The organism is Bacillus sp. AFS029637 (genome assembly GCF_002584985.1).
GTDB lineage: Bacteria > Bacillota > Bacilli > Bacillales > Bacillaceae_G > Bacillus_A.
In genome coordinates, this window is the sequence record NZ_NUPZ01000004.1 from 12,810 (window position 1) to 34,839 (window position 22,030).

Annotated in this window: 22 protein-coding genes; 13 read left to right on the plus strand and 9 right to left on the minus strand. The window is 36.5% G+C overall.

Translation table 11 applies throughout. The features are described 5' to 3' along the window. Positions 1–15 precede the first annotated feature (15 nt). The gene (locus COE49_RS00720) at positions 16–1,233 is read right to left on the minus strand and encodes a dicarboxylate/amino acid:cation symporter (protein ID WP_088232946.1); all 1,218 of its coding nucleotides are present in this window, start codon (positions 1,231–1,233) and stop codon (positions 16–18) included. Between the two features lie 273 nt (positions 1,234–1,506). Here COE49_RS00720 and COE49_RS00725 point away from each other — a divergent pair, with 273 nt between their 5' ends. The 4 genes from COE49_RS00725 (at position 1,507) to COE49_RS00740 (ending at position 2,962) form a co-directional block, all read left to right on the plus strand. After that, on the plus strand, positions 1,507–1,644 hold the full coding sequence (locus COE49_RS00725) for a hypothetical protein (protein WP_176550885.1): 138 nt from the start codon (positions 1,507–1,509) through the stop codon (positions 1,642–1,644). 9 nt (positions 1,645–1,653) lie between these two features. After that, positions 1,654–1,971 carry a PTS sugar transporter subunit IIA gene (locus COE49_RS00730; protein ID WP_088232948.1) on the plus strand — a complete coding sequence of 106 codons (318 nt, stop codon included), beginning with the start codon at positions 1,654–1,656 and terminating at the stop codon, positions 1,969–1,971. Between the two features lie 133 nt (positions 1,972–2,104). Next, positions 2,105–2,554 (plus strand): LytTR family DNA-binding domain-containing protein, encoded by a 450-nt coding sequence (locus COE49_RS00735; protein WP_088232949.1) that lies wholly within the window; start codon positions 2,105–2,107, stop codon positions 2,552–2,554. A 3-nt stretch (positions 2,555–2,557) separates the two neighbouring features. Beyond that, on the plus strand, positions 2,558–2,962 hold the full coding sequence (locus tag COE49_RS00740) for a DUF3021 domain-containing protein (protein ID WP_088232950.1): 405 nt from the start codon (positions 2,558–2,560) through the stop codon (positions 2,960–2,962). Between the two features lie 93 nt (positions 2,963–3,055). Here COE49_RS00740 and speD read toward each other — a convergent pair whose 3' ends face one another. Beyond that, on the minus strand, positions 3,056–3,427 hold the full coding sequence (speD, locus tag COE49_RS00745) for an adenosylmethionine decarboxylase (RefSeq protein WP_088232951.1): 372 nt from the start codon (positions 3,425–3,427) through the stop codon (positions 3,056–3,058). Between the two features lie 30 nt (positions 3,428–3,457). Then, entirely contained in the window at positions 3,458–4,525 is a 1,068-nt protein-coding gene (locus COE49_RS00750; RefSeq protein ID WP_098945652.1) for a polyamine aminopropyltransferase, read from the minus strand. A 427-nt stretch (positions 4,526–4,952) separates the two neighbouring features. Between COE49_RS00750 and COE49_RS00755 the strand changes: the two genes are divergently transcribed. The 5 genes from COE49_RS00755 to chbG all read left to right on the plus strand — a co-directional run bounded on the left by COE49_RS00755 (position 4,953) and on the right by chbG (position 9,172). Next, positions 4,953–5,255 (plus strand): PTS sugar transporter subunit IIB, encoded by a 303-nt coding sequence (locus tag COE49_RS00755; protein WP_071710056.1) that lies wholly within the window; start codon positions 4,953–4,955, stop codon positions 5,253–5,255. A gap of 17 nt (positions 5,256–5,272) precedes the next feature. Next, positions 5,273–6,580, plus strand: coding sequence for a PTS cellobiose transporter subunit IIC (celB, locus tag COE49_RS00760; RefSeq protein ID WP_088232952.1), 1,308 nt, complete (start codon positions 5,273–5,275; stop codon positions 6,578–6,580). 183 nt (positions 6,581–6,763) lie between these two features. Then, positions 6,764–7,087 carry a PTS lactose/cellobiose transporter subunit IIA gene (locus COE49_RS00765; protein WP_000989050.1) on the plus strand — a complete coding sequence of 108 codons (324 nt, stop codon included), beginning with the start codon at positions 6,764–6,766 and terminating at the stop codon, positions 7,085–7,087. Positions 7,088–7,090: 3 nt separating this feature from the next. Further along, positions 7,091–8,416, plus strand: coding sequence for a 6-phospho-beta-glucosidase (celF, locus tag COE49_RS00770; RefSeq protein ID WP_000145754.1), 1,326 nt, complete (start codon positions 7,091–7,093; stop codon positions 8,414–8,416). Between the two features lie 51 nt (positions 8,417–8,467). Further along, the gene (gene chbG, locus COE49_RS00775; RefSeq protein ID WP_088232953.1) at positions 8,468–9,172 is read left to right on the plus strand and encodes a chitin disaccharide deacetylase; all 705 of its coding nucleotides are present in this window, start codon (positions 8,468–8,470) and stop codon (positions 9,170–9,172) included. 40 nt (positions 9,173–9,212) lie between these two features. On the opposite strand, the gene COE49_RS00780 is transcribed toward chbG, so the two are convergent. Next, the gene (locus COE49_RS00780) at positions 9,213–10,394 is read right to left on the minus strand and encodes a chromate transporter (protein ID WP_088232954.1); all 1,182 of its coding nucleotides are present in this window, start codon (positions 10,392–10,394) and stop codon (positions 9,213–9,215) included. 188 nt (positions 10,395–10,582) lie between these two features. Between COE49_RS00780 and exsM the strand changes: the two genes are divergently transcribed. Continuing rightward, positions 10,583–10,996 (plus strand): exosporium regulatory protein ExsM, encoded by a 414-nt coding sequence (exsM, locus tag COE49_RS00785; RefSeq protein ID WP_088232955.1) that lies wholly within the window; start codon positions 10,583–10,585, stop codon positions 10,994–10,996. Positions 10,997–11,123: 127 nt separating this feature from the next. Here the strand turns inward: exsM and COE49_RS00790 are convergent, their stop codons facing one another. The 3 genes from COE49_RS00790 to COE49_RS00800 form a co-directional block, all read right to left on the minus strand. Then, the gene (locus COE49_RS00790) at positions 11,124–13,799 is read right to left on the minus strand and encodes a sigma-54-dependent transcriptional regulator (RefSeq protein ID WP_088232956.1); all 2,676 of its coding nucleotides are present in this window, start codon (positions 13,797–13,799) and stop codon (positions 11,124–11,126) included. Between the two features lie 104 nt (positions 13,800–13,903). Further along, the gene (locus COE49_RS00795; RefSeq protein WP_088232957.1) at positions 13,904–14,641 is read right to left on the minus strand and encodes a polysaccharide deacetylase family protein; all 738 of its coding nucleotides are present in this window, start codon (positions 14,639–14,641) and stop codon (positions 13,904–13,906) included. Between the two features lie 207 nt (positions 14,642–14,848). Next, entirely contained in the window at positions 14,849–15,922 is a 1,074-nt protein-coding gene (locus COE49_RS00800) for a glycosyltransferase family 4 protein (RefSeq protein WP_088232958.1), read from the minus strand. A 524-nt stretch (positions 15,923–16,446) separates the two neighbouring features. Here COE49_RS00800 and COE49_RS00805 point away from each other — a divergent pair. Continuing rightward, a complete protein-coding gene (locus tag COE49_RS00805; RefSeq protein WP_140417511.1) occupies positions 16,447–17,817 on the plus strand; it encodes a UDP-glucose dehydrogenase family protein in 1,371 nt (456 codons plus the stop codon). Between the two features lie 74 nt (positions 17,818–17,891). Further along, positions 17,892–19,007, plus strand: a complete 1,116-nt coding sequence (wecB, locus tag COE49_RS00810) for a non-hydrolyzing UDP-N-acetylglucosamine 2-epimerase (protein WP_088232960.1) — start codon at positions 17,892–17,894, stop codon at positions 19,005–19,007. 40 nt (positions 19,008–19,047) lie between these two features. On the opposite strand, the gene COE49_RS00815 is transcribed toward wecB, so the two are convergent. Both COE49_RS00815 and COE49_RS00820 read right to left on the minus strand, forming a co-directional pair. Beyond that, the gene (locus tag COE49_RS00815) at positions 19,048–20,166 is read right to left on the minus strand and encodes an LCP family protein (protein ID WP_088232961.1); all 1,119 of its coding nucleotides are present in this window, start codon (positions 20,164–20,166) and stop codon (positions 19,048–19,050) included. A 75-nt stretch (positions 20,167–20,241) separates the two neighbouring features. Continuing rightward, positions 20,242–20,877 carry a YigZ family protein gene (locus COE49_RS00820; protein ID WP_088232962.1) on the minus strand — a complete coding sequence of 212 codons (636 nt, stop codon included), beginning with the start codon at positions 20,875–20,877 and terminating at the stop codon, positions 20,242–20,244. A gap of 238 nt (positions 20,878–21,115) precedes the next feature. Between COE49_RS00820 and COE49_RS00825 the strand changes: the two genes are divergently transcribed. Further along, a complete protein-coding gene (locus COE49_RS00825; protein ID WP_088232963.1) occupies positions 21,116–21,958 on the plus strand; it encodes a DegV family protein in 843 nt (280 codons plus the stop codon). Positions 21,959–22,030 lie beyond the last annotated feature (72 nt).

Genomic DNA, 22,030 nt, shown 5'->3' on the forward strand with positions numbered 1-22,030 from the left:
TCCTCTTTCTATTTATTAAGCAAATTTATTTTTGATCCAGTTCTTACCTTCTACAAGACGAGCTGTCATTACGGCACAAGCGTTATCCGCTGTTACGTTTAACATCGTTGCAGGAGGGTCGATGATTGTACTAATTGCTGCGATAATTGGCAGTGCTTCTGGCGGGAATCCGTATAGAGAAACGATTAACATTTCACCAATCATACCACCGCCTGGAATAGCGCCCATTACCGTTCCTACTAATAGAGAAACGACAAGTGCGATCGCTAATGTTTTTGGTCCTTCAAATTCCATGTTGAAAATACCGAATAAGAAAGCGATCTTTAATACGCCGCCTAAAACAGATCCGTCTTTATGAAGTGTAGACCCAAGTAGGACAACTGTTTCACGAATGTCTGAAGAAATACCCATTTTCTTCGTTGCTTCTAAGTTCGCTGGAATACTTGCGGCGCTACTACAAGTTGCAAGTGATGTAACTGTAGGAGAGACCATGTTCTTCCAAAATATTTGAACACCTTGCTTGCGACCTGCAAGGTATGCATAGAACGTGAAGAATACAAAGAAGTAAATAAGTGAAGCTGGATAATATACCATTGCTGCTCGGAAGTAAGTTCCAAGAAGTTGTGGTCCGAATTCACCAACTAATGCTGCGAAGTAAGCAGCAAGTCCGATTGGAGCGTAGTACATAATGAAAGATACGACTTTCATTGAAATCTCTGCACCAGCTTGTAGGAATGTAGCGAATGGTTTTCCTTTTTCACCAACTGCTGAAGTTGCAATCCCCATTAAGATAGAGAAGAAAATAAGAGCTAACATATTTTCACGAGATAGTAACTTCGAGAAGTCAGATACTGTTAGAATACCAACGATTTGATCCGCAACGCTAACAGCTTTTTCAGCTTTATCAGGTTGTGTTAGTTCTAATACAACACCTTGTGCTGGCGGGAATACTTTCACGATGATAATCATAAAAATAGCAGCTAAAATACTTGTAAATAAGAAAGTCCCAGCCATACTAGACATAATTTTACCGAAACGTTTTAATCCATCCATATTAGCAATAGATGACGCGATGCTAAAGAACACTAAAGGTACAACAATCGTAAACATTAAGTTTAAGAAAATGTCACCAAGCGGCTTTAAAACAACTGCATCAGCACCCATGAAATAACCAATGAAACCACCAATTAGGATAGAAGATAATAAAATAAGTGGAAAGCGATATGCCTTCATAAATATACCCTCCTATCGATTATAAAAAAAGTCATACTGAATCATTATAGCGAGTTAGAGTCTTCTTTACTAGGAAAATACCGATAGATGGAATAGCGTGAAAACCGAGAAATTTTTGTTTTTGAGCTCGGCATACAGTTAGAAATCTAGACAAATATATTTGTAACCTAGTGGTGGCAGAAAGCTTTAGGGTACCCAGTCAGTGCTACTTTTAATATAATGTCTTTAGTAGCTGTTTTTGGAATCGCTTACAAACTTGGTGAGTATTATAAAGTGGATGCTTTAGCATCTGGGGGTAAAATTTCTGGTGTTATTTTGCAGCTTATTAACTTTGCACTGGCATTCTTTATTTATTTACCATTCTTAAAAATATGGGATAAACAAAAATTGGCGGAAGAACAGGGGGAGTAAAGAACTAAAATGGATACGATAGAGACGAAAACTTTTCATTTAATTTTGCATGGAGGAAATGCAAGAAGTTGTTCAATGGAAGCAATTGATTGCGCAAAACGTGGAGACTTCGAGGGAGCAGAGGCAAAGTTGCAAGAAGCTTTACATGAATTGCAAGAGGCACACCGTGTACAAACGGAACTCATACAGAAGGAAGCTGGTGGTGAAAAAACAGAAGTTACCCTTCTGATGGTGCACGCACAAGATCATTTAATGAATGCAATTACGGTAAAGGAATTAGCGAGTGAATTTGTAGAATTATATAGGAAGATGGCAGCAGCTGAATGAACCTTGCGTATGCAAGGTTTTTTTATGTTTTGAAAAGATACTGTTATGACGAAACGAAGACCACTTACGTAAGATTCCATTTATTATTTTCAATTTTATGTAAAAATAAAAGTATAAAGGGGGTGGGGAATAGATGAAAGTTCGCATCGAGTTAGACCCATCACAAGTAGATGTAGAAATAATCATAAAAACAAAAGAAGTAACGGACGAAATTCAGCAACTTTTAAAAATAATAGAAGGCGGAAATGCGAATCAAATTGTTGGTGTGTTAGATCAGCAATATTATTTGTTGCACTTACATGATATTTATTGGTTTTATACAGAGGGAAGAAAAGTTATGGCACAAACGAAGAAAGGGAGTCTTGAGGTGAAAGCTCGCTTATATGAATTAGAGGAACAGTTAGCTAGAAATCGTTTTGCTAGGTTTTCTAAGTCGATACTTGCGAATTTAGAGCATGTAAAAAGCTTTGAAATGTCTTTTAGTGGTAGCATGTGTGCTCACTTTTCTAATGGAACGAAAGAATATGTTTCGAGGAAATATGTACCGCTTATTAAAGAGGCTTTAAATATAGGAGGAGGTTAAGAGATGGTTGATAGAGTTATAAATAAAGCGGCTTTTGGATTAGGGATGGCGATGATATATAGTCTATTGTTTTTATGGATCGGTTATGTAAAAGGGGTAGAAACAGTAGAAATGAAAACATTAATTACGTATTTAGTTACAGCCAATATAGTAGGGCTTATCTTTTCTTTTGCTTCATTTATTTTTGAAAAAGAAGAATGGAGTATAGTAAAACAGACAAGTATTCACTTTATCATTTTACTAGGGACATTTTTGCCTACAGCCATTTGGATCGGGTGGGTTCCGAATCGTTTCGGTGCGATTCTTGTTTGTATAGGGAGCTTTATTATGATTTATTTCATTATATGGCTTGTAATGACACTATATTGGAAACGAAAAATAGAAAAATTAAATCATCAATTAAAATGAAAAAATTATGTATGTGTGCGTACCATCAGTGGAGCTTTCGTTCCACTGATGGTATTTACAATCCTCCTTTTCATGGATGAGTAAGAGTAATCGTTAATCGGTAGTAACGATGTCTCCTATACCACGAATTAATTTTTTTATATGAATTTCTTTTGGTTTTAATATATTTACGATATAATCAATCGCTATTTGCGGTTCAACGGTTGTACCGCACGTATAGCAATCAATTGCTGCAAAATTTTTCTCTGGATACGTGTGAATAGAAAGGTGACTTTCGGATAGCAATACTAATACTGTAACGCCATACGGCTGGAATTTTTTTTTGTTTACGCTTAAAACAGTTGCACCAGAGTAATCAGCAGCGGAAACTAAATGATGCTCTAAAAAATGAATATCATTTAATAGGGGAAAATCTACTCCCCATAAATCTACTATTATATGTCTGCCAAACGTAGAATAGTCCATATGCTGGTCCCCCCCTTAGTTAAAATATCATCAAAATTGCATTTCTTGTTGATAGCAATGATGTAGGGTAAGGTTCGATTCTAAATTTAAAACGGCATCGTTACGGTGATCTAAATGTTCTTCTTTAAATTGAAATAAAGGAGCAAGAAGAGAAGGTAATGTTCGAGGAGTTGGTACTACGTATAATTGTTCAATTTGATTGAGTGCATGTGAGGAGTTAGCAGCAATATGAAATCCCCAGTCCGTTCCGAAAGAAGGAACAATTATATGATAGCTTTTTACAATTAATCCGGCATTTTCAATTGTATTACCGATACTCCAATATACAAGAGGTGCATCAGCAGGTGAATTAGATTGGCAGACGAAAGCACCATCTTCTGTTAAGAACGTAGCTATACGAGCAAAAAGTTCGCTTGTATATAAAGTACTTAATAATTCTGTTGATGGATCAGGAAAATCAATAATAATTACATCGTATAAGGAGGAAGGAGAATTTAGAAACTCTTTCGCATCACATACGTGCACATTTACGCGCTCATCAAAAAATGCATTTTTGTTTAAAGAGACTATTTCTGGTACATTACGAGCTAGATTAATCATCGCCTCGTCTAAATCAACAAGGTCTACATGCATCACAGTTTCATATTTCAAAACTTCTCGTAAGGCAAGGCCATCGCCGCCACCTAATATGAGAACACGTTTTGGATCAATGACTTTGGACATTATCGGGTGAACAAGCGCTTCATGATAAATTTGTTCATCAACGGAACTAAATTGTAGTTGGTTGTCCAAATATAGACGGATATCGCTTACTTGTAGCAAATTAATATTTTGATAATTGCTTTTTTCTTCAAATAAACTCGTATGCTCGCTAGCTTGTATTTGTTTTAAAGAAATTTCATCCCATATATCTAAGTTGTGTGAATTTGTTTCTATTATAGGTTCCGATTGTGTTTGTTTGTCTTGTTTGTCCTGTTTGTTTTGTGTATCTTGCTTGTCTAGCTCAAATTTGTCAGAGTCTAATTCAGAAGACTTGTCTTTTTTAAAGCTCGTTATTCTATAAACTTTTATTTTGTTCAGTTTTCTATGCTTTGGCATAGGAATCCCCTTTCGAATTGTATTATTTTATTCTATTCTATGTAATTTAATAGATTGTGACTGGACGATAGTTAGACGAGTATCTTGAGTAGGTATTTGTTTTTGATTTGAGTCGAAATATTATATTTTTCGTTATTCTGTTTTCACGCTAAAAAATTTTTTTAGTGTTTTTTTATGTTAAACATAACTAGACAACTAAACACTAATCTATCTTCATACAGTTATGTGTTAAAAGCGTGTTGTTTTATAACACACTGTGTGTTTTTTGAGTGACACACTAATTGAAAGCGTTAACACACAAAGGAAATACTCGAAAAAGTGCTGATTTTACTGGTTTTAAAAAGTTGGCACGCTAATTGCATTAATAAATAGCGTAAAGAAAAATAAATAACATAAATTTTTTATACTATACAAGGGGGATTTTCAAATGAATATTTTATTATGTTGCTCAGCAGGGATGTCTACAAGTTTACTAGTTACAAAAATGGAAGCGGCTGCAAAAGCTCGTGGTTTAGAAGGAAAGATTTGGGCTGTATCTGGGGATGCAGTAAAAAATAATATCGATCAAGCAGATGTATTATTACTAGGACCACAAGTTCGTTACATGCTTTCTTCTATGAAAACGCTTGCTGATGAGAAGAACATTGGAATCGATGTTATTAACCCAATGCACTACGGCATGATGAATGGAGAAGCAGTTTTAGATCACGCACTAACACTTAAAAAATAATTAGGGGGGGAAGCGAAATGCAAAAGTTTATTGCATTCATGGAAAAATATATTGTTCCTGTCGCTGGTAAAATTGGATCGCAACGTCACTTAGCGGCGATCCGTGATGGATTTATTGCAGTTATGCCACTTATTTTAGTTGGTGCACTTGCATCATTAATTAATGGTTTTCCATCTGAAGCTTTCCAAGATTTCATGAAAGGTTTGTTTGGTGAAACGTGGAAACAAGTTGGCGGTGGAATGTGGACTGGTTCTTTCGCAATTCTAGCATTAATCATAGCATTTACAACAAGTTATAACTTAGCAAAATCTTACGGCGTTGATGGTTTGTCAGCAGGTATTATTTCATTTGGTGCGTTAATTATTCTTACGCCAACAACACCGAAAGAAGGCGGATTGAACTTAGCTTGGACAGGTGCACAAGGGTTATTCGTAGCAATTATTGTGGCACTCCTTGTTACTGAAGTATTCCGTTTCTTTGTACAAAGAAACATTACTTTTAAAATGCCTGATGGAGTACCACCAGCAGTTTTAAGATCTTTCGCAGCTATAGTTCCAGCATTTGTTATCTTAACAGTAGTTGCAGGTATTCAATTAGCAGTGAAATTAGCTGGTACAAGTGTTCATGAATTTATCTTTAATACGATTCAATCACCACTGCAAAGTTTAGCAGGGACATTACCAAGTGCAATTGTCATTGTACTTCTCGTTCATCTTCTTTGGTTCTTCGGTTTACATGGTCCAAATATCGTTGGTGGTATTATTGAGCCATTATACTTACCGGCATTAGAGAAAAACATGAAGTTATTCCAAGGTGGAACATCTGCATTTGATGTTCCAAACATTGTTACAAAACCATTCTTCGATACTTTCGTATATCTTGGTGGTTCTGGTGCAACATTAGCGTTCTTAGTAGTGGTATTACTTGTAGCGAAGAGCGCACAATTACGCGGTGTATCTCGTTTATCAATTGGACCAGGTGCATTCAATATTAACGAACCAGTAATATTTGGTACACCAATTATTTTAAATCCAATTTTATTCTTACCGTTTATCCTAACACCAATTGTATTAGTAATTACTTCTTATACAGCTATATCTATTGGTTGGGTACCAAAAACAGTTGTGATGATTCCATGGGCAACACCACCAATTATTAGTGGCTATCTTGTAACAGGTGGACATATTTCTGGTGCAATTCTACAGTTATTCAACTTTGTAATTGCGATGGTAATCTATTATCCATTCGTTGTATTATGCGACCGTTCTGTTGTTCGTACGGAAAAAGCAGCAGCGCAAGGAAATAACAACTCTGTACCTATGTAACATAGGGATTGTTCTCACAGATAACATGATCTGTGAGAACAATTACCTTTATATCATGTTCAGAAAGATGGAATACATCTATAAGAACACCAAACTATCATTCATAAAATATTAATGTAATAGAAATGTTCAAACTGAAGGGGTATTTCAATCGGTTGAACCATAATAGAGAGGGCGGTAATTATGATGACTACAGCAGAACAAATTCCATTCCAATTGATTTTAAATAGTGGTAATGCACGAAGCTTTGCAATGGAGGCACTTCAATTTGCCAAACAGGGGAAAATGGCAGAGGCTGATGAAGCGATGGTAAAGGCGAAAGAAGCGATTAATGAAGCGCATCATTTCCAAACAGAGCTCATACAATCAGAAGCAAGAGGAGAAAAGACAGAGATTAGTGTTCTTTTAATTCACGCACAAGATCATTTAATGAATGCGATTACAGTGAAAGAATTAGCAGCAGAATTTATTGACCTTTATAAAAAGTTAGAAGCGAAAGGGGAATAAAGCATGACTGGAATTAAAATTGCTACAATCGGTGGTGGATCTAGTTATACACCAGAGTTAATTGAAGGGTTTATTAAACGTTATGATGAGCTTCCTGTTCGTGAAATTTGGTTAGTAGATATTGAGGCAGGAAAAGAAAAGTTAGAAATCGTTGGTAACTTAGCGAAACGTATGGTGAAAAAATCAGGTTTACCAATCGAAGTGCATTTAACACTTGATCGCCGCGAGGCATTAAAGGATGCTGATTTCGTAACAACACAGCTTCGCGTTGGTTTATTAGAAGCACGCGCAAAAGATGAAGCGATTCCTTTAAAATATGATGTAATTGGTCAGGAAACGAATGGTCCTGGTGGTTTGTTTAAAGCACTGAGAACGATTCCTGTTATTTTAGATATTTGTAAGGATATGGAGGAGCTTTGTCCGAATGCATGGTTAATTAACTTTGCGAACCCAGCAGGTATGGTAACAGAAGCTGTCCTTCGCTATACAAATATTCAAAGAGTAGTTGGTCTATGTAACGTTCCAATCGGAATTCGTATGGGTCTTGCGAGATTACTGGAAGTAGATGCAAGTCGTGTACATGTAGATTTCGCCGGTTTAAATCACATGGTATATGGACTAGACGTATATTTAGATGGAGTAAGCGTAATGGATCGCGTGTTAGAGCTTGTAACAGATCCAGAAAAGCAAATTACGATGGAAAACATCGCAGCGCTTAACTGGGAGCCAGACTTTATTCGAGGCCTTCGTGCAATTCCATGTCCATACCACCGTTACTACTACAAAACACGTGAAATGTTAGAAGAAGAGAAAGAAGCTTCAATCGAGAAAGGCACACGTGCAGAAGTAGTAAAACAATTAGAAGATGATTTATTCGAGTTATATAAAGACCCGAATTTAGATATTAAGCCACCACAATTAGAAAAACGTGGCGGAGCTTATTATAGTGATGCAGCATGTAGCTTAATTACGTCTATTTACAATAATAAAGGTGATATCCAGCCTGTTAATACACGAAACAACGGAACAATTGCAAGCTTGCCACATGATTCTGCTGTTGAAGTGAACTGTATTATTACGAAAGAGGGTCCAAAACCAATTGCGGTCGGAGATCTTCCAGTACCAGTTCGCGGTTTAGTACAACAAATTAAATCATTTGAGCGCACAACAATTGAAGCTGCGGTTACAGGTGATTATCATAAGGCGCTGCTTGCGATGACAATCAATCCACTTGTACCATCAGATAAAGTTGCAAAACAAATTTTAGATGAAATGTTGGAAGCACATAAAGAATATCTTCCACAGTTCTTTAAAAAGGTAGAGAAGTAAAAAGCGGCGCTATTTAGCCCGCTTTTTTTTATTTCGATAGGAGGTAGTAGGATGATTAAGTTAATTGTAAATGCAGATGATTTCGGTCTTACGGAAGGTACGAATTACGGCATTATTGATGGACATATAAATGGGCTTGTAAATTCAACGACGATGATGATGAATATGCCAGGGACAGAGCATGCTGTACACTTAGCGAAAGCGTATAAAACGTTAGGGGTAGGCGTGCATCTCGTATTAACGGCAGGAGAACCACTTCTTACAGACGTTCCATCACTTGTGGGTAGTGATGGAGCATTTCATAAACAAAGTGTCGTACGGGAAGGGAATATAGATCCAGAAGAAGTTGAGAGAGAATGGACTGCTCAAATCGAGAAGTTTTTATCTTACGGATTAATACCGACTCATTTAGATAGTCATCATCATGTGCATAGTTTACCAATCTTACACGATGTTCTTGAAAGATTAGCGGCTAAATATAACGTTCCGATTCGTCGTTGTGAGGAAGAGAGAGCAGTGCGCCCATTTTCTGATGTGTTTTACAGTGATTTTTATGCGGATGGTGTGACGGAAGATTACTTTGTGAAGTTAAAAGAAAGAGTACAAGATGAACAATCGGTAGAAATTATGGTTCATCCAGCTTATATTGATCCAGAGCTTGTAAAACGTTCTTCTTACGTAATGGATCGAGTGAAGGAATTGCGTATTTTAACAGAGAGTAAGTTGCCTGATGGAATAGAGCTTGTGAAGTTTTAATAGAAAAACGACGGCTACATAATGCCGTCGTTTTTTGTGCTTACACAATGGATAAAATATATCCGCCGAAGGCCCCGATTATAACGATGACCCAAGGTGGTGTTTTCCAAAAAGCTAGTAAGCAAAATAGAAGAGAAGCAAAGACAAAATCTACAGAATTCATAATTGTACTCGTCCAAATCGGATCGTAAAACGCTGCTAGTAAAATGCCGACAACTGCGGCGTTGACTCCAAGTAGTGCACCTTGTATGTAGGATATCCTTCTTACACTGTCCCAAAATGGTAAAACACCGATAACAAGCAAAAAGGCAGGAAGAAAGATAGCGATTGTTGCGAGTATGGCCCCGGGTGTCCCGTTTAGCACTGCTCCTATATAAGAGGCGAATGTAAATAGTGGTCCTGGTACTGCTTGTGTTAATCCGTATCCAGCTAGGAACTGCTCTTTCGTCATCATTCCATTTTGTACAAACTCACCTTCAAGAAGGGGAAGAACGACATGTCCGCCTCCGAATACAAGTGCGCCAGAGCGATAGAAACTATCAAATAAAGCGATGTAATACGAGAATGGTCTTAACATTGGTAGCAGTAGTAATAGGCCGACGAATAAGACGAGACAAGAAACTGCTATCGTTTTTGAAATAGGTACTTTTATATTTTGAGATTGGCTAATTGGTTGGTTGCGATATAAAAACCAGCCGATAAAGCCAGATAGTATAATGAGAATAACTTGTGTCCAGCTACTTGGCCATAGTAATGCGATTGCGGCGGTTACAATAGCAATCGTTGCACGATTGCGGTCTGGCGTTAATTTTTGTGCCATTCCCCATATTGCATGAGCGACAATTGCGACTGCTACGAGCTTTAGTCCGTGAATCCATCCAGTACTTCCAAGGTCAAATTGATTAAGAAGTGAAGCGAAGAATACTAAAACGAGAACAGATGGTAGAGTGAATCCAATCCATGAAATAATAGCTCCTAATAACCCGCCGCGTACTAACCCAATCCCCATACCGACCTGACTACTAGCAGGTCCAGGAAGGAATTGGCATAGTGCGACTAAATCAGCATAACTTCGTTCATCCATCCATTTTCTCTTTTGGATGTACTCATGATGAAAATAACCGAGATGAGCGACAGGACCTCCAAATGAAGTAAGTCCTAATTTAAATGAAACGAGAAAAATCTCTAATAATGTGTGAAAAGTGTATTTGTTGTTTTTCAAAGGGACCCCCTATAATGTTTTTTCTATGTGCATTATACAAGAGAATGTAAATCTAAAGGAATGATTTCAATGTAAAGATTGTGTGAATCTTTTCTTCGTAATTAAAATTGAAAAAGTCATAAATGATTATGTCTAAACCATAAAGTAGTAGAAGTAGTGCTGGGAAATTTATATAAGGAGAATGCCTTATGACAACACACTTTTTTGCGAGGTTGACAGGTAAGAGGGAAGTGCCTCCTGTAAATACAGAAGCTTTTGGGGTTGCGGAGTTTATTTTTAGTGATGATTTAACGAAATTGCATTACAGAGTCATACTAAAAAATATAGAAAAGGTCACATCGTGTCAAATTCATTTAGGAAATTCCGCTCAAATAGGTCCTATTGTTTTTTATTTGTACGGCCCACTAGAACAGGGGATTAGTTTGAATGAGGGGAGTATTACCGGTGTAATGAATGCGGAGGATTTCGAAGGGCCTTTACAGGGAAAATCATTTGTTCACTTTCTTCAAGAAATCATTCAAGCAAATGTATATGTAAATGTTCATACGAAATCACATAAAAGAGGAGAAATAAGAGGACGGATTAGAAAAGTAAAGAAGTAAATGAAAAGGCTGTTTCCATTTGGAACAGCCTTTTCTTCTTATATAGGTCACAAATTTTAGCGATTATTGCCGGTAAATCGCTGATATAATTCGCGTTACGGTTGATATATTTCAAAAACTGCCTCGTTTAATTTTTTACAGGTTGATTTTTTATGAAGAAGTCCATGACATAAAATACTTCGTCGTCGGGTATTTGTATTTCAAATGTATTTTCAATCGGCTGTAGTGCTTTTTTCACTTTCATATACATCCAGTACTCATCTTGTCGTCGTTTCTCTTTGTCAGGATGAGGGAGGAGACTTTCCCCTTTTTGAAGACGGTCAACCATGCAGCTCATATGAAGAATTACACCCATTAAGCTATCTGGGGTTAGCTGTAAGGAAATTAATTCTTGAATTGTATTTAATGCATAACGAATTGTTTTAATGAGTAATGCCCCGTCGTTACGTTGCATTTGTTGTTCAAGAATATCAGCCATTTTTGCATATGTTTCTTCATACGTAATCAATTCTTGAATTGGCTGAATGGCTGTGTAGTTTACAATGTCTTGAAAATGATATGTTAAGCACGGTACTTGTACATCGAAATTCGTGACGATACAAATGATATTACGTTCTTTTTTTATGTTCTCAATCATTTTTGTTAAATCTTTTTCATGGACGATACTAATCGGAATAATTTCGATTAATTCTTTATCAAATCGTAAATAGTTCTCTAACATTTTTTGAATTGCTAAAGCACTTCCTTCCCCAGTTAAACAAGCTGTCAGAATAACAGACTTCATTGGAGAGAGTGGCTTTTTCTTTTCTTCTTGTACGTTTAAGTAAAACGGTGTTAAATTTTTTACTGTTTCATATAGTGCATCTAATGAATACCCGAGCTGAGCCTTCCGTGCCGCTTCTAATACGTGTGGTGTGCTTGTCATAGAAAGAATACGCACTGGAATTTTGAACTCAGTTTCTAATATATCACCAATGTAAGCGAGCGATCCCATATCAACAAGTAAGAGAAGTCCGTTTACATTTTGCAGTGTTTTCATATACACTTTGACACGCTCTAAGAAATCTTTCGGTGATTCATGTAACGGCATATCAATACCGGTTACGTCCTCAATGCCGAGAAGTTCGTTTGCCACGTTTGCCATTTCTGTTGCGATGCCATTACCGTGCGCTAATATTAGTACTTTTACTTCTGTTTGTGAGGCAGGAATTGGATCAACAACGAAGAACATTGTTAAAAAGCCTGCTTCATCAATTGGCATTGTTATTTGTAATTCTTCCTCTAGTAGCTGAATACATTGCATAGCTACGGAAAAAGCTTCTTTATATTTCGTACGAATTTGATTTAATTGTGGATGATGAATTTGTTTCCCACTTTGTAAACGTTGTAGAGTTGTCTGTACATGTAAACTTAAAGCGAGAAATACTTTTTCATCAAACGTCTTAGATAAATGTTTTTCAGCGAGTTCCGCTATTTTTTCACATACGGAAACGATATTACGATCCACAATTTTAAAAACATTTTCATGACTTGTCTTTTTGGACATTTGGTTAAAATATTGTACGAAAAAGCTTTGGATATCATTTTCTATTAGTAGTTCTAATTCTTCCTCTTCAATACCGCGTGCTTGAAGTTCTTCATATTTATAATCAATATAATCGTAAATAGAAGAACGTTTTTCATCTTCTGTTTTATGGTTACTCCAGCCTTCATCACTTGTAAATACAAATGTTTCATTCGGTATTTGGTACAGGTGGCGGCTCTTTCTTTCAATAAACAGTCCTTCTTTCATATACCAAGGTAAATCTGTACTTGAAACGTAGACAGAGTCACGTTTTTTTGTCACGAAATCAGAATAGGCTTTCGCACAGGCAATTTGGACATCCGTTTTTAATTGACCGATGTTATTGGGACAATTGTAAAAGACGAAAGCACGCATTGCATTTGGGCTAACATGAATTTCTTTTCTCAGGCGAATTGCTTCATTTGTAAAAAATAGTTGTAGTAAAGCAAAACGTTCTTTGTGTGTACGCTCACGAAGTGGTGGGAGCGTGACAGTCATCGGTATACGTCTTGTAAATGTTTTTAATAAAAATGAATTTGGTTCTTCTGTCGTTGCTGTAATGATTAATACTTTTGCTTTCCGCTCGTTTTCTGTTTCTCCAAGGCGGCGGTATACCCCGCGGTCAATAAAGGTGAAAAGCATTTCTTGTCCCTCTGGAGGAAGCCGATGTACTTCATCTAAGAAAAGAATCCCTTCATGTGCTTTTTCAATTAACCCTTTTTGATCACTTGCCCCCGTGTAAGCCCCTTTTTTAATCCCAAATAACTGTCCAAGTAGTAACTGTGGATTGTTTGCATAATCAGCACAGTTAAAGACGATAAAGGGCGCATTTTTTGGAAGCTGTTCAACTTCAATTGCATATTCGTGCATTAAAGAAGCGAACATAGATTTTCCGACCCCTGTTTCTCCTAGCAATAAAGTATGCATACCGTTTGGAGGATAGAGAATAGAAGCTTTCGCTTTTTCAATTGCGATTTTAAGGCTTGTATTTTCAATTGCAAATGTATCTAATGAAGTGACATCTTTTGAATGCGTTTCCAACGAAGTGTTCGTTTCTATATAAAAACGAACAGGGCGCGTATTTGTTTTTAATAAACGCGTATCTTTTACAAGTTTGTTTAAATCGCTACTTACATTGGCACGATCCAGTTTTAGAAGGGTAGCGAGTTCTGATGCGGTTACACCTTCTGTATAATTTCCTTCTTGTATTGCGTTAAAAATGAGATCTATTCGTTTCATTTCTATTCACCTCGAAACTTCATCACTATTTAAAATTTTACACAAAAATGGGAAGGGTGGAAAGAGAAAAATAAAACAGCCTTAGTACATAAGCACCAAAGCTGTTACAATCTTGTGTCTTTCCAGAAATTCACTGCGAGATGAGAAGATGGATTATAAGGAAGAAGCTTGTATCCTTGTGACTGTAAATAATCAATTACTTTTGGAAGTATTTGTACAGTAACACTTGAATCGTGCATTAAAATAACTTCAACTTGTTCATCGCTCTGATTACGTACTCTTTCTAGTATGGCAGAAGGATTATCATAGCTTTTCCAGTCATATGTATCGATGGTCCAATCCCACATTTTATATTCTGCTGATACAAGTGCGTCACGGTAATTCTGTTTTAAGTAAGGCATACTACCGTAGGGGACACGAACGAGATGTGTATTTAACTTTGTAATTTGCTGGACAATGTCTTGCGCTTGCTCCATTTCTGTAATTAAAGTAGAAGGGTCCCCAGTATAAAGGCGCTTTACATCGTGTGACATGCTATGAAGTCCGATATAATGTCCGTCTTTAACTAAGCGCTGCATTGTCTTTTTGTAGTGCGGCACCTTTCCTCCAATAACAAAGAAAGTTGCTTTTCCGTTCTTTTCTTTTAAAATGTTTAAAATTTGCGTAGTATATTTGTTTGGTCCATCATCAAATGTTAAGTACGCAATTTTTTGGGTAGGAGAGGTAGTTGCATTATTTGGATGAAGTTCAGCAGGAATAACTGTAGTTGCTTCTGCATGAGATGACGCGTACATAGTAATTGTTAAAAATAAAATGATGTATAGAAATATTCGCTTGATCATAACATTCACCCTCAGTTTGACAATCAAGATGTAAAAAATAAAATGTAATCCATTTCTTATTATGTATATCTTTCTCCAATAGAGGCACTCTCAAACAATCTATATTTTGGAAATACAAAGTGAGGGATAAAAAATAAAAAATAGCATCCTCTTCAAAGAAAGAGGATGCTATTTGAATATTTCATAATTGTAAAGGCTATACTACAATTAGTCTTCGCGTTTTTTCACTTTTTTATAGAAGGAAATAATTGGTTTGTAACGCTCGTGTACAAGTCCGATTACTTCAGCAATAATTTCTGTAAAGAAGATTAAAACGAACAGAAGAGTAATGGATAACCATAATGTCGCACTACTGAAAATAATAGCATTCACACTAAAGAAAATACCGAATGCGTATATAATTAGTACCGTTTTACGATGAGAGAAGCCCATTGCAAGTAAACGGTGATGTAAATGCGATTTATCTGGTGCGGAAATAGGCTTTTTATTTACGATACGACGGATAATTGCAAATGTCGTATCAAATATAGGTACACCTAAAATGATAATTGGAACGATAAAACTGAATAACGTTACGCTTTTGTATAATCCAAGTAACGATATAACAGAAATACAGTATCCTAAAAATAGTGCTCCTGTATCTCCCATGAAAATCTTTGCTGGATGGAAGTTATAGAATAAAAATCCAAGTGTACTTGCAAGTGCAATTAATGCTAGAGGTAAAATAATTGCTGTTCCAGTACCCCATGGGCTAGTGAAGGCCATATATGCTAGCGTTGCTAGTACGATAGATGAAATACCAGCAGATAATCCATCTAAGCCGTCAATTAAGTTGATTGCATTTGTAATACCTACAATCCAAAATACTGTAATTGGATAAGCAAGCCATCCAAGTTCAGTATCCCCGAGAATTGGAATATATAATACTTGCACTAATAATCCACTTTTTACAATCATAATGGCAACTAATAGTTGTCCACCGAATTTTACTTTCGCAGATAACTCGTACATATCATCTAAAATCCCAATGATTACGATGATGATTGCACCTAACGTTATCGATAACATTCTTTGTTCATATAAGCCACCGACCACAAATCCTACAGCTACACCGATAAATATTGCTAACCCGCCAAGACGAGGCATAATTTTTTGGTGTACTTTACGTGCGTTTGGCTTATCTGTTGCTCCTATTTTAAAAGCTAATTTAATAACTAAAGGAGTAACGACGAGTACAGTGATGAATGATGCCAAAATGGCATAAATCACTTGTGAGTCCATTAATACCCCACCCTTTTATAGTCTAACGTAATTTTTTTTAAATGTATTTATCTGAAAATTATGATGTTTATTTACAGGCTCATAACATATGGTATCACAAAAAGATTAGAATTCAATCTTTTTTTCTTTTTACGGTAAATGGAAGCGGATAGAATATATGACAATCGTATACACAATGTTAGATCATTTGGGAAGGTTATTCGTATCAGGCTTTGGAATATGACATGTCCTATTTTTCTTAGGCAGTGAATACTTTTATTTCAGTATTATAAGTGTTACACGTAGAAATGAGTAAGTTCCGTGTTAAAATGTGGGAATTTATCTCGCTATTTGTGTGTTACCCGCAAAAGTCTGATTGGTGTGGGCTAATAATCAGTAGGGAATGGACAAAAATCCGACTGATTAAAGTCTTCCTTTAATTTTACAAAAACTTAAAAAAGAATGGAGAAAGTAATTCATATAATAAAGGAGTAAAAAGGTTTTCTCATTTTTAATGTGAGAGGGGGAAGCGCAGGGAGCACGCTATGTATTCGTATATTTTCTACTGTATATTCCTGTGCGAAAGGGAAATGAAAATTACGATAATAGGGACTGGATATGTTGGCTTGATTACAGGTGTAGGGTTGGCAATATTGGGACATTCAGTTACGTGTTTTGATATAAATGATGAAAAAATTGAACAGATAAAACGAGGGAATCTGCCTATTTATGAAGCTGGCTTACATGAATTAATACATGATGCATGTGAGAAGGATCGCTTAACTTTTACTGCAAATAAAGTTCAGGCATTTCACGATGCAGAGATTATATTTATTGCAGTTGGAACGCCATCTTTATTAGATGGGACAGCAGATTTAACATACATTCAAAGTGCTTGTGATGATATTGGGACATATGTGACGAACGACATTATTGTTGTTACGAAAAGTACGGTTCCTGTAGGGACGAATGACGCTATAAAAGGATGGATTGAGGAGAAGTTACGGGGGAGGCATGCATTACATATCGTATCGAATCCAGAATTTTTACGGGAAGGTTCAGGTGTTTACGATTTTTTTCAGGGAGATCGTATCGTAATTGGCGCAGATAATGAGGAAGTGGCGCAAAGAGTGGGGAGTTTGTATAGTGAATTAAGCTTACAAACGTATGTTACGGATATTAAAAGTGCAGAGATGATTAAATATGCATCGAATGCCTTTTTAGCTACAAAGATTAGTTTTATTAATGAAATTTCAAATATATGTGAGAAGGTAGGCGCAAATGTATTAGATGTTGCAAAAGGAATGGGAATGGATAAGAGGATTGGTGCATCCTTTTTACATGCCGGCATCGGCTATGGAGGATCGTGTTTTCCGAAAGATACGAAAGCGCTTGTGCAAATTGCAGGGAATGTGGCGCATGATTTTCGCTTGTTAAAAGCAGTTATTGAAGTGAATAATAAACAACAGTTGTTATTGGTTGAAAAGGCGAAGGAAGTAATAAATATGAATAAGAAGCGGATTGCGGTTCTTGGAGCGACATTTAAGCCGAATACGGATGATATTAGAGAAGCACCATCTCTTATTATAATAGGGGAATTACTTAATATAGGTGCGGATGTAGTTCTATATGATCCAAAGGCGACTCGAAATGTAAAAAATATATTTGGGGAGACTATACAATATAGTGAATGTATAGATGAAACGATTAGGGGAGCGAGTGCAGCTTTCATCGTAACAGAATGGGAAGCTATTCGAGCTTATCCGTTAGAAAAGTACGAACAACTTATGAGAGAGCCTATTTTATTTGATGGGAGAAATTGTTATACTGATGAGGATGCCAAGAAGCAATCGATTGATTATTACTCGATTGGCAGACAAAGCATTTGTAATAGAAATGTTTCTGTTATTCGTTAAAAAGGCATGTATCCATGCATATTCTTATATGTCATAATAGAAGTTGTAACTAGTGAAAGAAAAGAGGCAATGAAATGACTGAACGTTTAAAAGTAATGACAATTTTCGGGACACGTCCAGAAGCAATTAAAATGGCACCTCTTGTATTAGAGTTGCAAAAACACCCAGAAAAAATTGAATCGATTGTGACTGTAACAGCACAACATCGTCAAATGTTAGATCAAGTATTAAATATCTTTGGAATTACGCCAGATTTCGATTTAAATATTATGAAAGATCGTCAAACCTTAATTGATATTACAACACGTGGTTTAGAAGGTTTGGATAAAGTAATGAAAGAAGCGAAGCCCGATATTGTACTTGTACATGGTGATACAACGACAACATTTATTGCAAGCTTAGCTGCTTTCTATAATCAAATTCCAGTAGGTCATGTGGAAGCAGGACTTCGTACATGGGATAAGTATTCTCCATATCCAGAAGAGATGAATCGCCAATTAACAGGTGTAATGGCGGATCTTCATTTCTCACCGACAGAAAAATCAGCAAAGAACTTACAGAAAGAAAATAAAGATGAGTCACGCATTTTCATAACAGGAAATACAGCGATTGACGCATTAAAAACGACTGTAAAAGAAACATATAGTCATCCTGTACTAGAGAAACTTGGAAGTGATCGTCTTGTACTTATGACAGCTCACCGTCGTGAAAACTTAGGTGAACCGATGCGTAATATGTTCCGTGCAATTAAGCGTCTTGTTGATAAGCATGAAGATGTACAAGTTGTGTATCCGGTTCATATGAACCCTGTTGTTCGTGAAACGGCGAATGATATTTTAGGCGAACATAACCGCATTCATTTAATTGAGCCGTTAGACGTAATTGATTTCCATAACGTTGCAGCTCGTTCATACTTAATGTTAACGGATTCTGGCGGTGTACAAGAAGAAGCACCATCACTTGGTGTACCAGTTCTTGTTCTTCGTGATACAACGGAGCGCCCAGAAGGGATTGAAGCAGGTACATTGAAATTAGCAGGAACAGACGAAGAGACAATCTTTAATCTTGCTGATGAGTTGTTATCAAATAAAGAAGCTCATGATAAGATGACGAAAGCATCTAACCCTTACGGTGACGGTCATGCATCAGAACGTATTGTAGAAGCGATTTTACAATACTTCAATAAGTAAACAAAAAAGAGCCAAATCTTATGCGATTTGGCTCTTTTTGTTATTGCTGATTTCTCATAATCCACTCTGCATGAGCATTTGTAGAAGGCGGTGGCTCAGTTGGTGTTTTATTCTCACTCGTGTCTTTCTTTGGTTTTTCGTTAGAGTGAGCATTTGAGTCGGAATTTGAGCTAGTTGAATCTGTTGAAGGTGTTTCTTTTTCCCCTAGTTCTTTTTCAATTTCCTTACGTGTCGTCTCTACACTAATTGGATCTGGAAGGAAGTAATAAATACCGCCTATTTTTTTGTCTTCTCCTTCAAGCTTTAGCGTTTGGATTGTAGAAGGATCAAAACCAGAGAGTTTATTGTAAAGAGCAAGTCCATCAGAAACAGGAATGTCGGTTTTTATATATTTTCCAACGACATCTGTTAAATCTTTAATTTTAAATACAGTAGAGGCCGAATTTAGTTTTTGAGCAACAGCTGCTAGTAACTGTCTTTGTCTAGTTGCGCGGCCATAATCGCCGTTTGGATCCTGTTTTCGCATACGTACGTATGCGAGTGCTTCTTCACCATTTAATTGTTGTTGCCCTTGCTTAAATTCGATTTTTTTGTAGTAATCCACGTCAGAACGTTCCCAAAAATCGAAGGGGACATCAACGGTAACACCGCCAACAGCATCAACGATACCTTTGAAGCCTTGGAAATCAATTTTGATGTAATGGTCTACAGGAACTTTTAGAAAGTTTTCGACAGTTTTAATTGCCATTTTTTCTCCGCCGTAAGCATGTGCAGCGTTAATTTTGTCTTCTTTATCCTTCCCGGCAATGGGAACGCGCGTATCGCGAGGGATACTCATAAGCGATACCTTTTGCGTTTTCGGATTGACTGTTGCAAACATTAATGAGTCTGTACGACCATTTTGTCCGTCTGTTGCATAATCCTCTATCCCCATAATGAGGACTGTAAAAGGTTCCTTTGTAATTTCGACATCTTCGGTTCTTAAATCCGATTTTTCACGAGTAAAACCACTATACATCCCCATGAGAGAAGTGTAGGAATTTAATATATAAAGGCCTACACTGCCAAATAAAAATGCGAAAATAAGGAAGTAGAAAAACTTCCTTCTACGTTTCTTTTTTATTCTGCTATTTTGGAGATGATAATAACGTTCTTCCATATATAATCTCCTTAGTTCATTTGTAGGAAGGTAATTCACTACATTAATCTTTAAAGGGGGATAAGCTAGCTATGCTTAGAGAACATCTTGTTCTAAGTACAACATATCTCCCTCTGTAATTGTACATTTCCCATTTGTTAATTCAATCATCCAATCCGTGAATGATTGTTTTCCATCTTCTTCTACATACGTATCAAATGTGACATTTTCTAGATAATGAATCTCTTTAATGGCATATTTTGAATTGCGTAATTCATTTTCTAACTTACCAAGTAATGTGTAATCAATTTCGGTCTGCATAACACGCATTAGTTTTCGCTCGACAACACCGACATAATTAATACCTTCGCTTGTACATTTTCCGTATGCACGAATTAATCCACCTGCACCAAGTTTAATGCCGCCAAAATAGCGTGTAACGACAACGACGGTATCTTTTAGATCGCGTTTTTTTAGCACCTCTAACATAGGAACGCCAGCTGTACCGCTAGGTTCGCCATCATCATTTGCTTTTTGGATTTGATCTTGTTCGCCAATTAAATACGCGGAACAGTTATGTGTTGCGTTCCAGTTTTGTTTTTTGATTTTTTGTATAAATTCTTGAGCTTCTTCTTCGGTTGTAGCTCGGCTAATGTAACAGATAAATCTTGATTTTTGAATGACAATTTCGTGTTCGCCGTAGTCTTTGATTGTAAAATATTGTAATAGCACTCGTATACGCCCCTATCTATCAAAATGACTAGTACTTTACATTTTAAAAGCGGGCGTTTTTATATTCAAACATTTTTTGCAAAACTGTTGAAATTTTTGATGAGTATTTCACCTTTTTGTTGTAATTTGTCGGGATGGTGAGTATAATTTTTGACTAGCATTTTTATGTATGGATGCACCATTTTTAGTTTTCGTGTAAACTTAGGGAATAAAAACTTTTTATAAGGCAGGTACGAAAATGAAAACAGCTATTGTTACTGATAGTACAGCATATATACCGAAGCATATTCGTGAAGAACTCAATATATATATGATTCCATTAAACGTTGTGTTTGGAACAGAATCTTATCAAGAAGAAGCTGAAATTTCAGTAGATGATTTCTATGTGAAAGTACGTGAGCAAGAAGAACTTCCGAAAACTTCTCAGCCAGCAATCGGAAAGTTTGTTGAGTTATTTGAAGAACTATCTAAGGATTATGATGCGGTTATTAGCATCCATCTTTCAAGTGGGATTAGTGGTACATACCAAACTGCAACGACAGCCGGACAAATGGTAGAGGGTATTGATGTATATACGTACGACTCTGAAATTAGTTGTGAAGTGCAAGGATTCTATGTACGTGAAGGGGCAAAACTAGCAAGTGAAGGAAAGGATCCGAAAGAGATCATTACTCGTTTTGATGAAATGAAGCAAACGATGGACGCTTATTTTGTAGTGGATGATTTACATCATTTACAACGTGGCGGACGATTAAATAGTGCGCAAGCTTTCATTGGTAGTTTGTTACAAGTGAAGCCCGTTTTATATTTCAGAGATAAAATCATTATTCCTTTTGAAAAGATTCGTACGCGTAAAAAAGCGTTAAAACGCATTGTTGAAATTTTTGATGAGCAAGCAAGTAAAGGTGTACCTATGGAAGCTGTTATCATTCATGCGCAGCGTGAAGAGGAAGCGAATGAATGGAAGGCAGAATTAGAAGCAAAATATCCTCATGTCACAATCCGCATAGGTTATTTTGGTGCTGTAATTGGTACGCATTTAGGTGAAGGTGCACTAGGTCTTGGATGGTACACGAAGTAATAAGTTATAAAAAGCTCTCTTTTTGAAGAGGGTTTTTTTACGGATATTTTGCGTATAGTTGACAAGTTAATA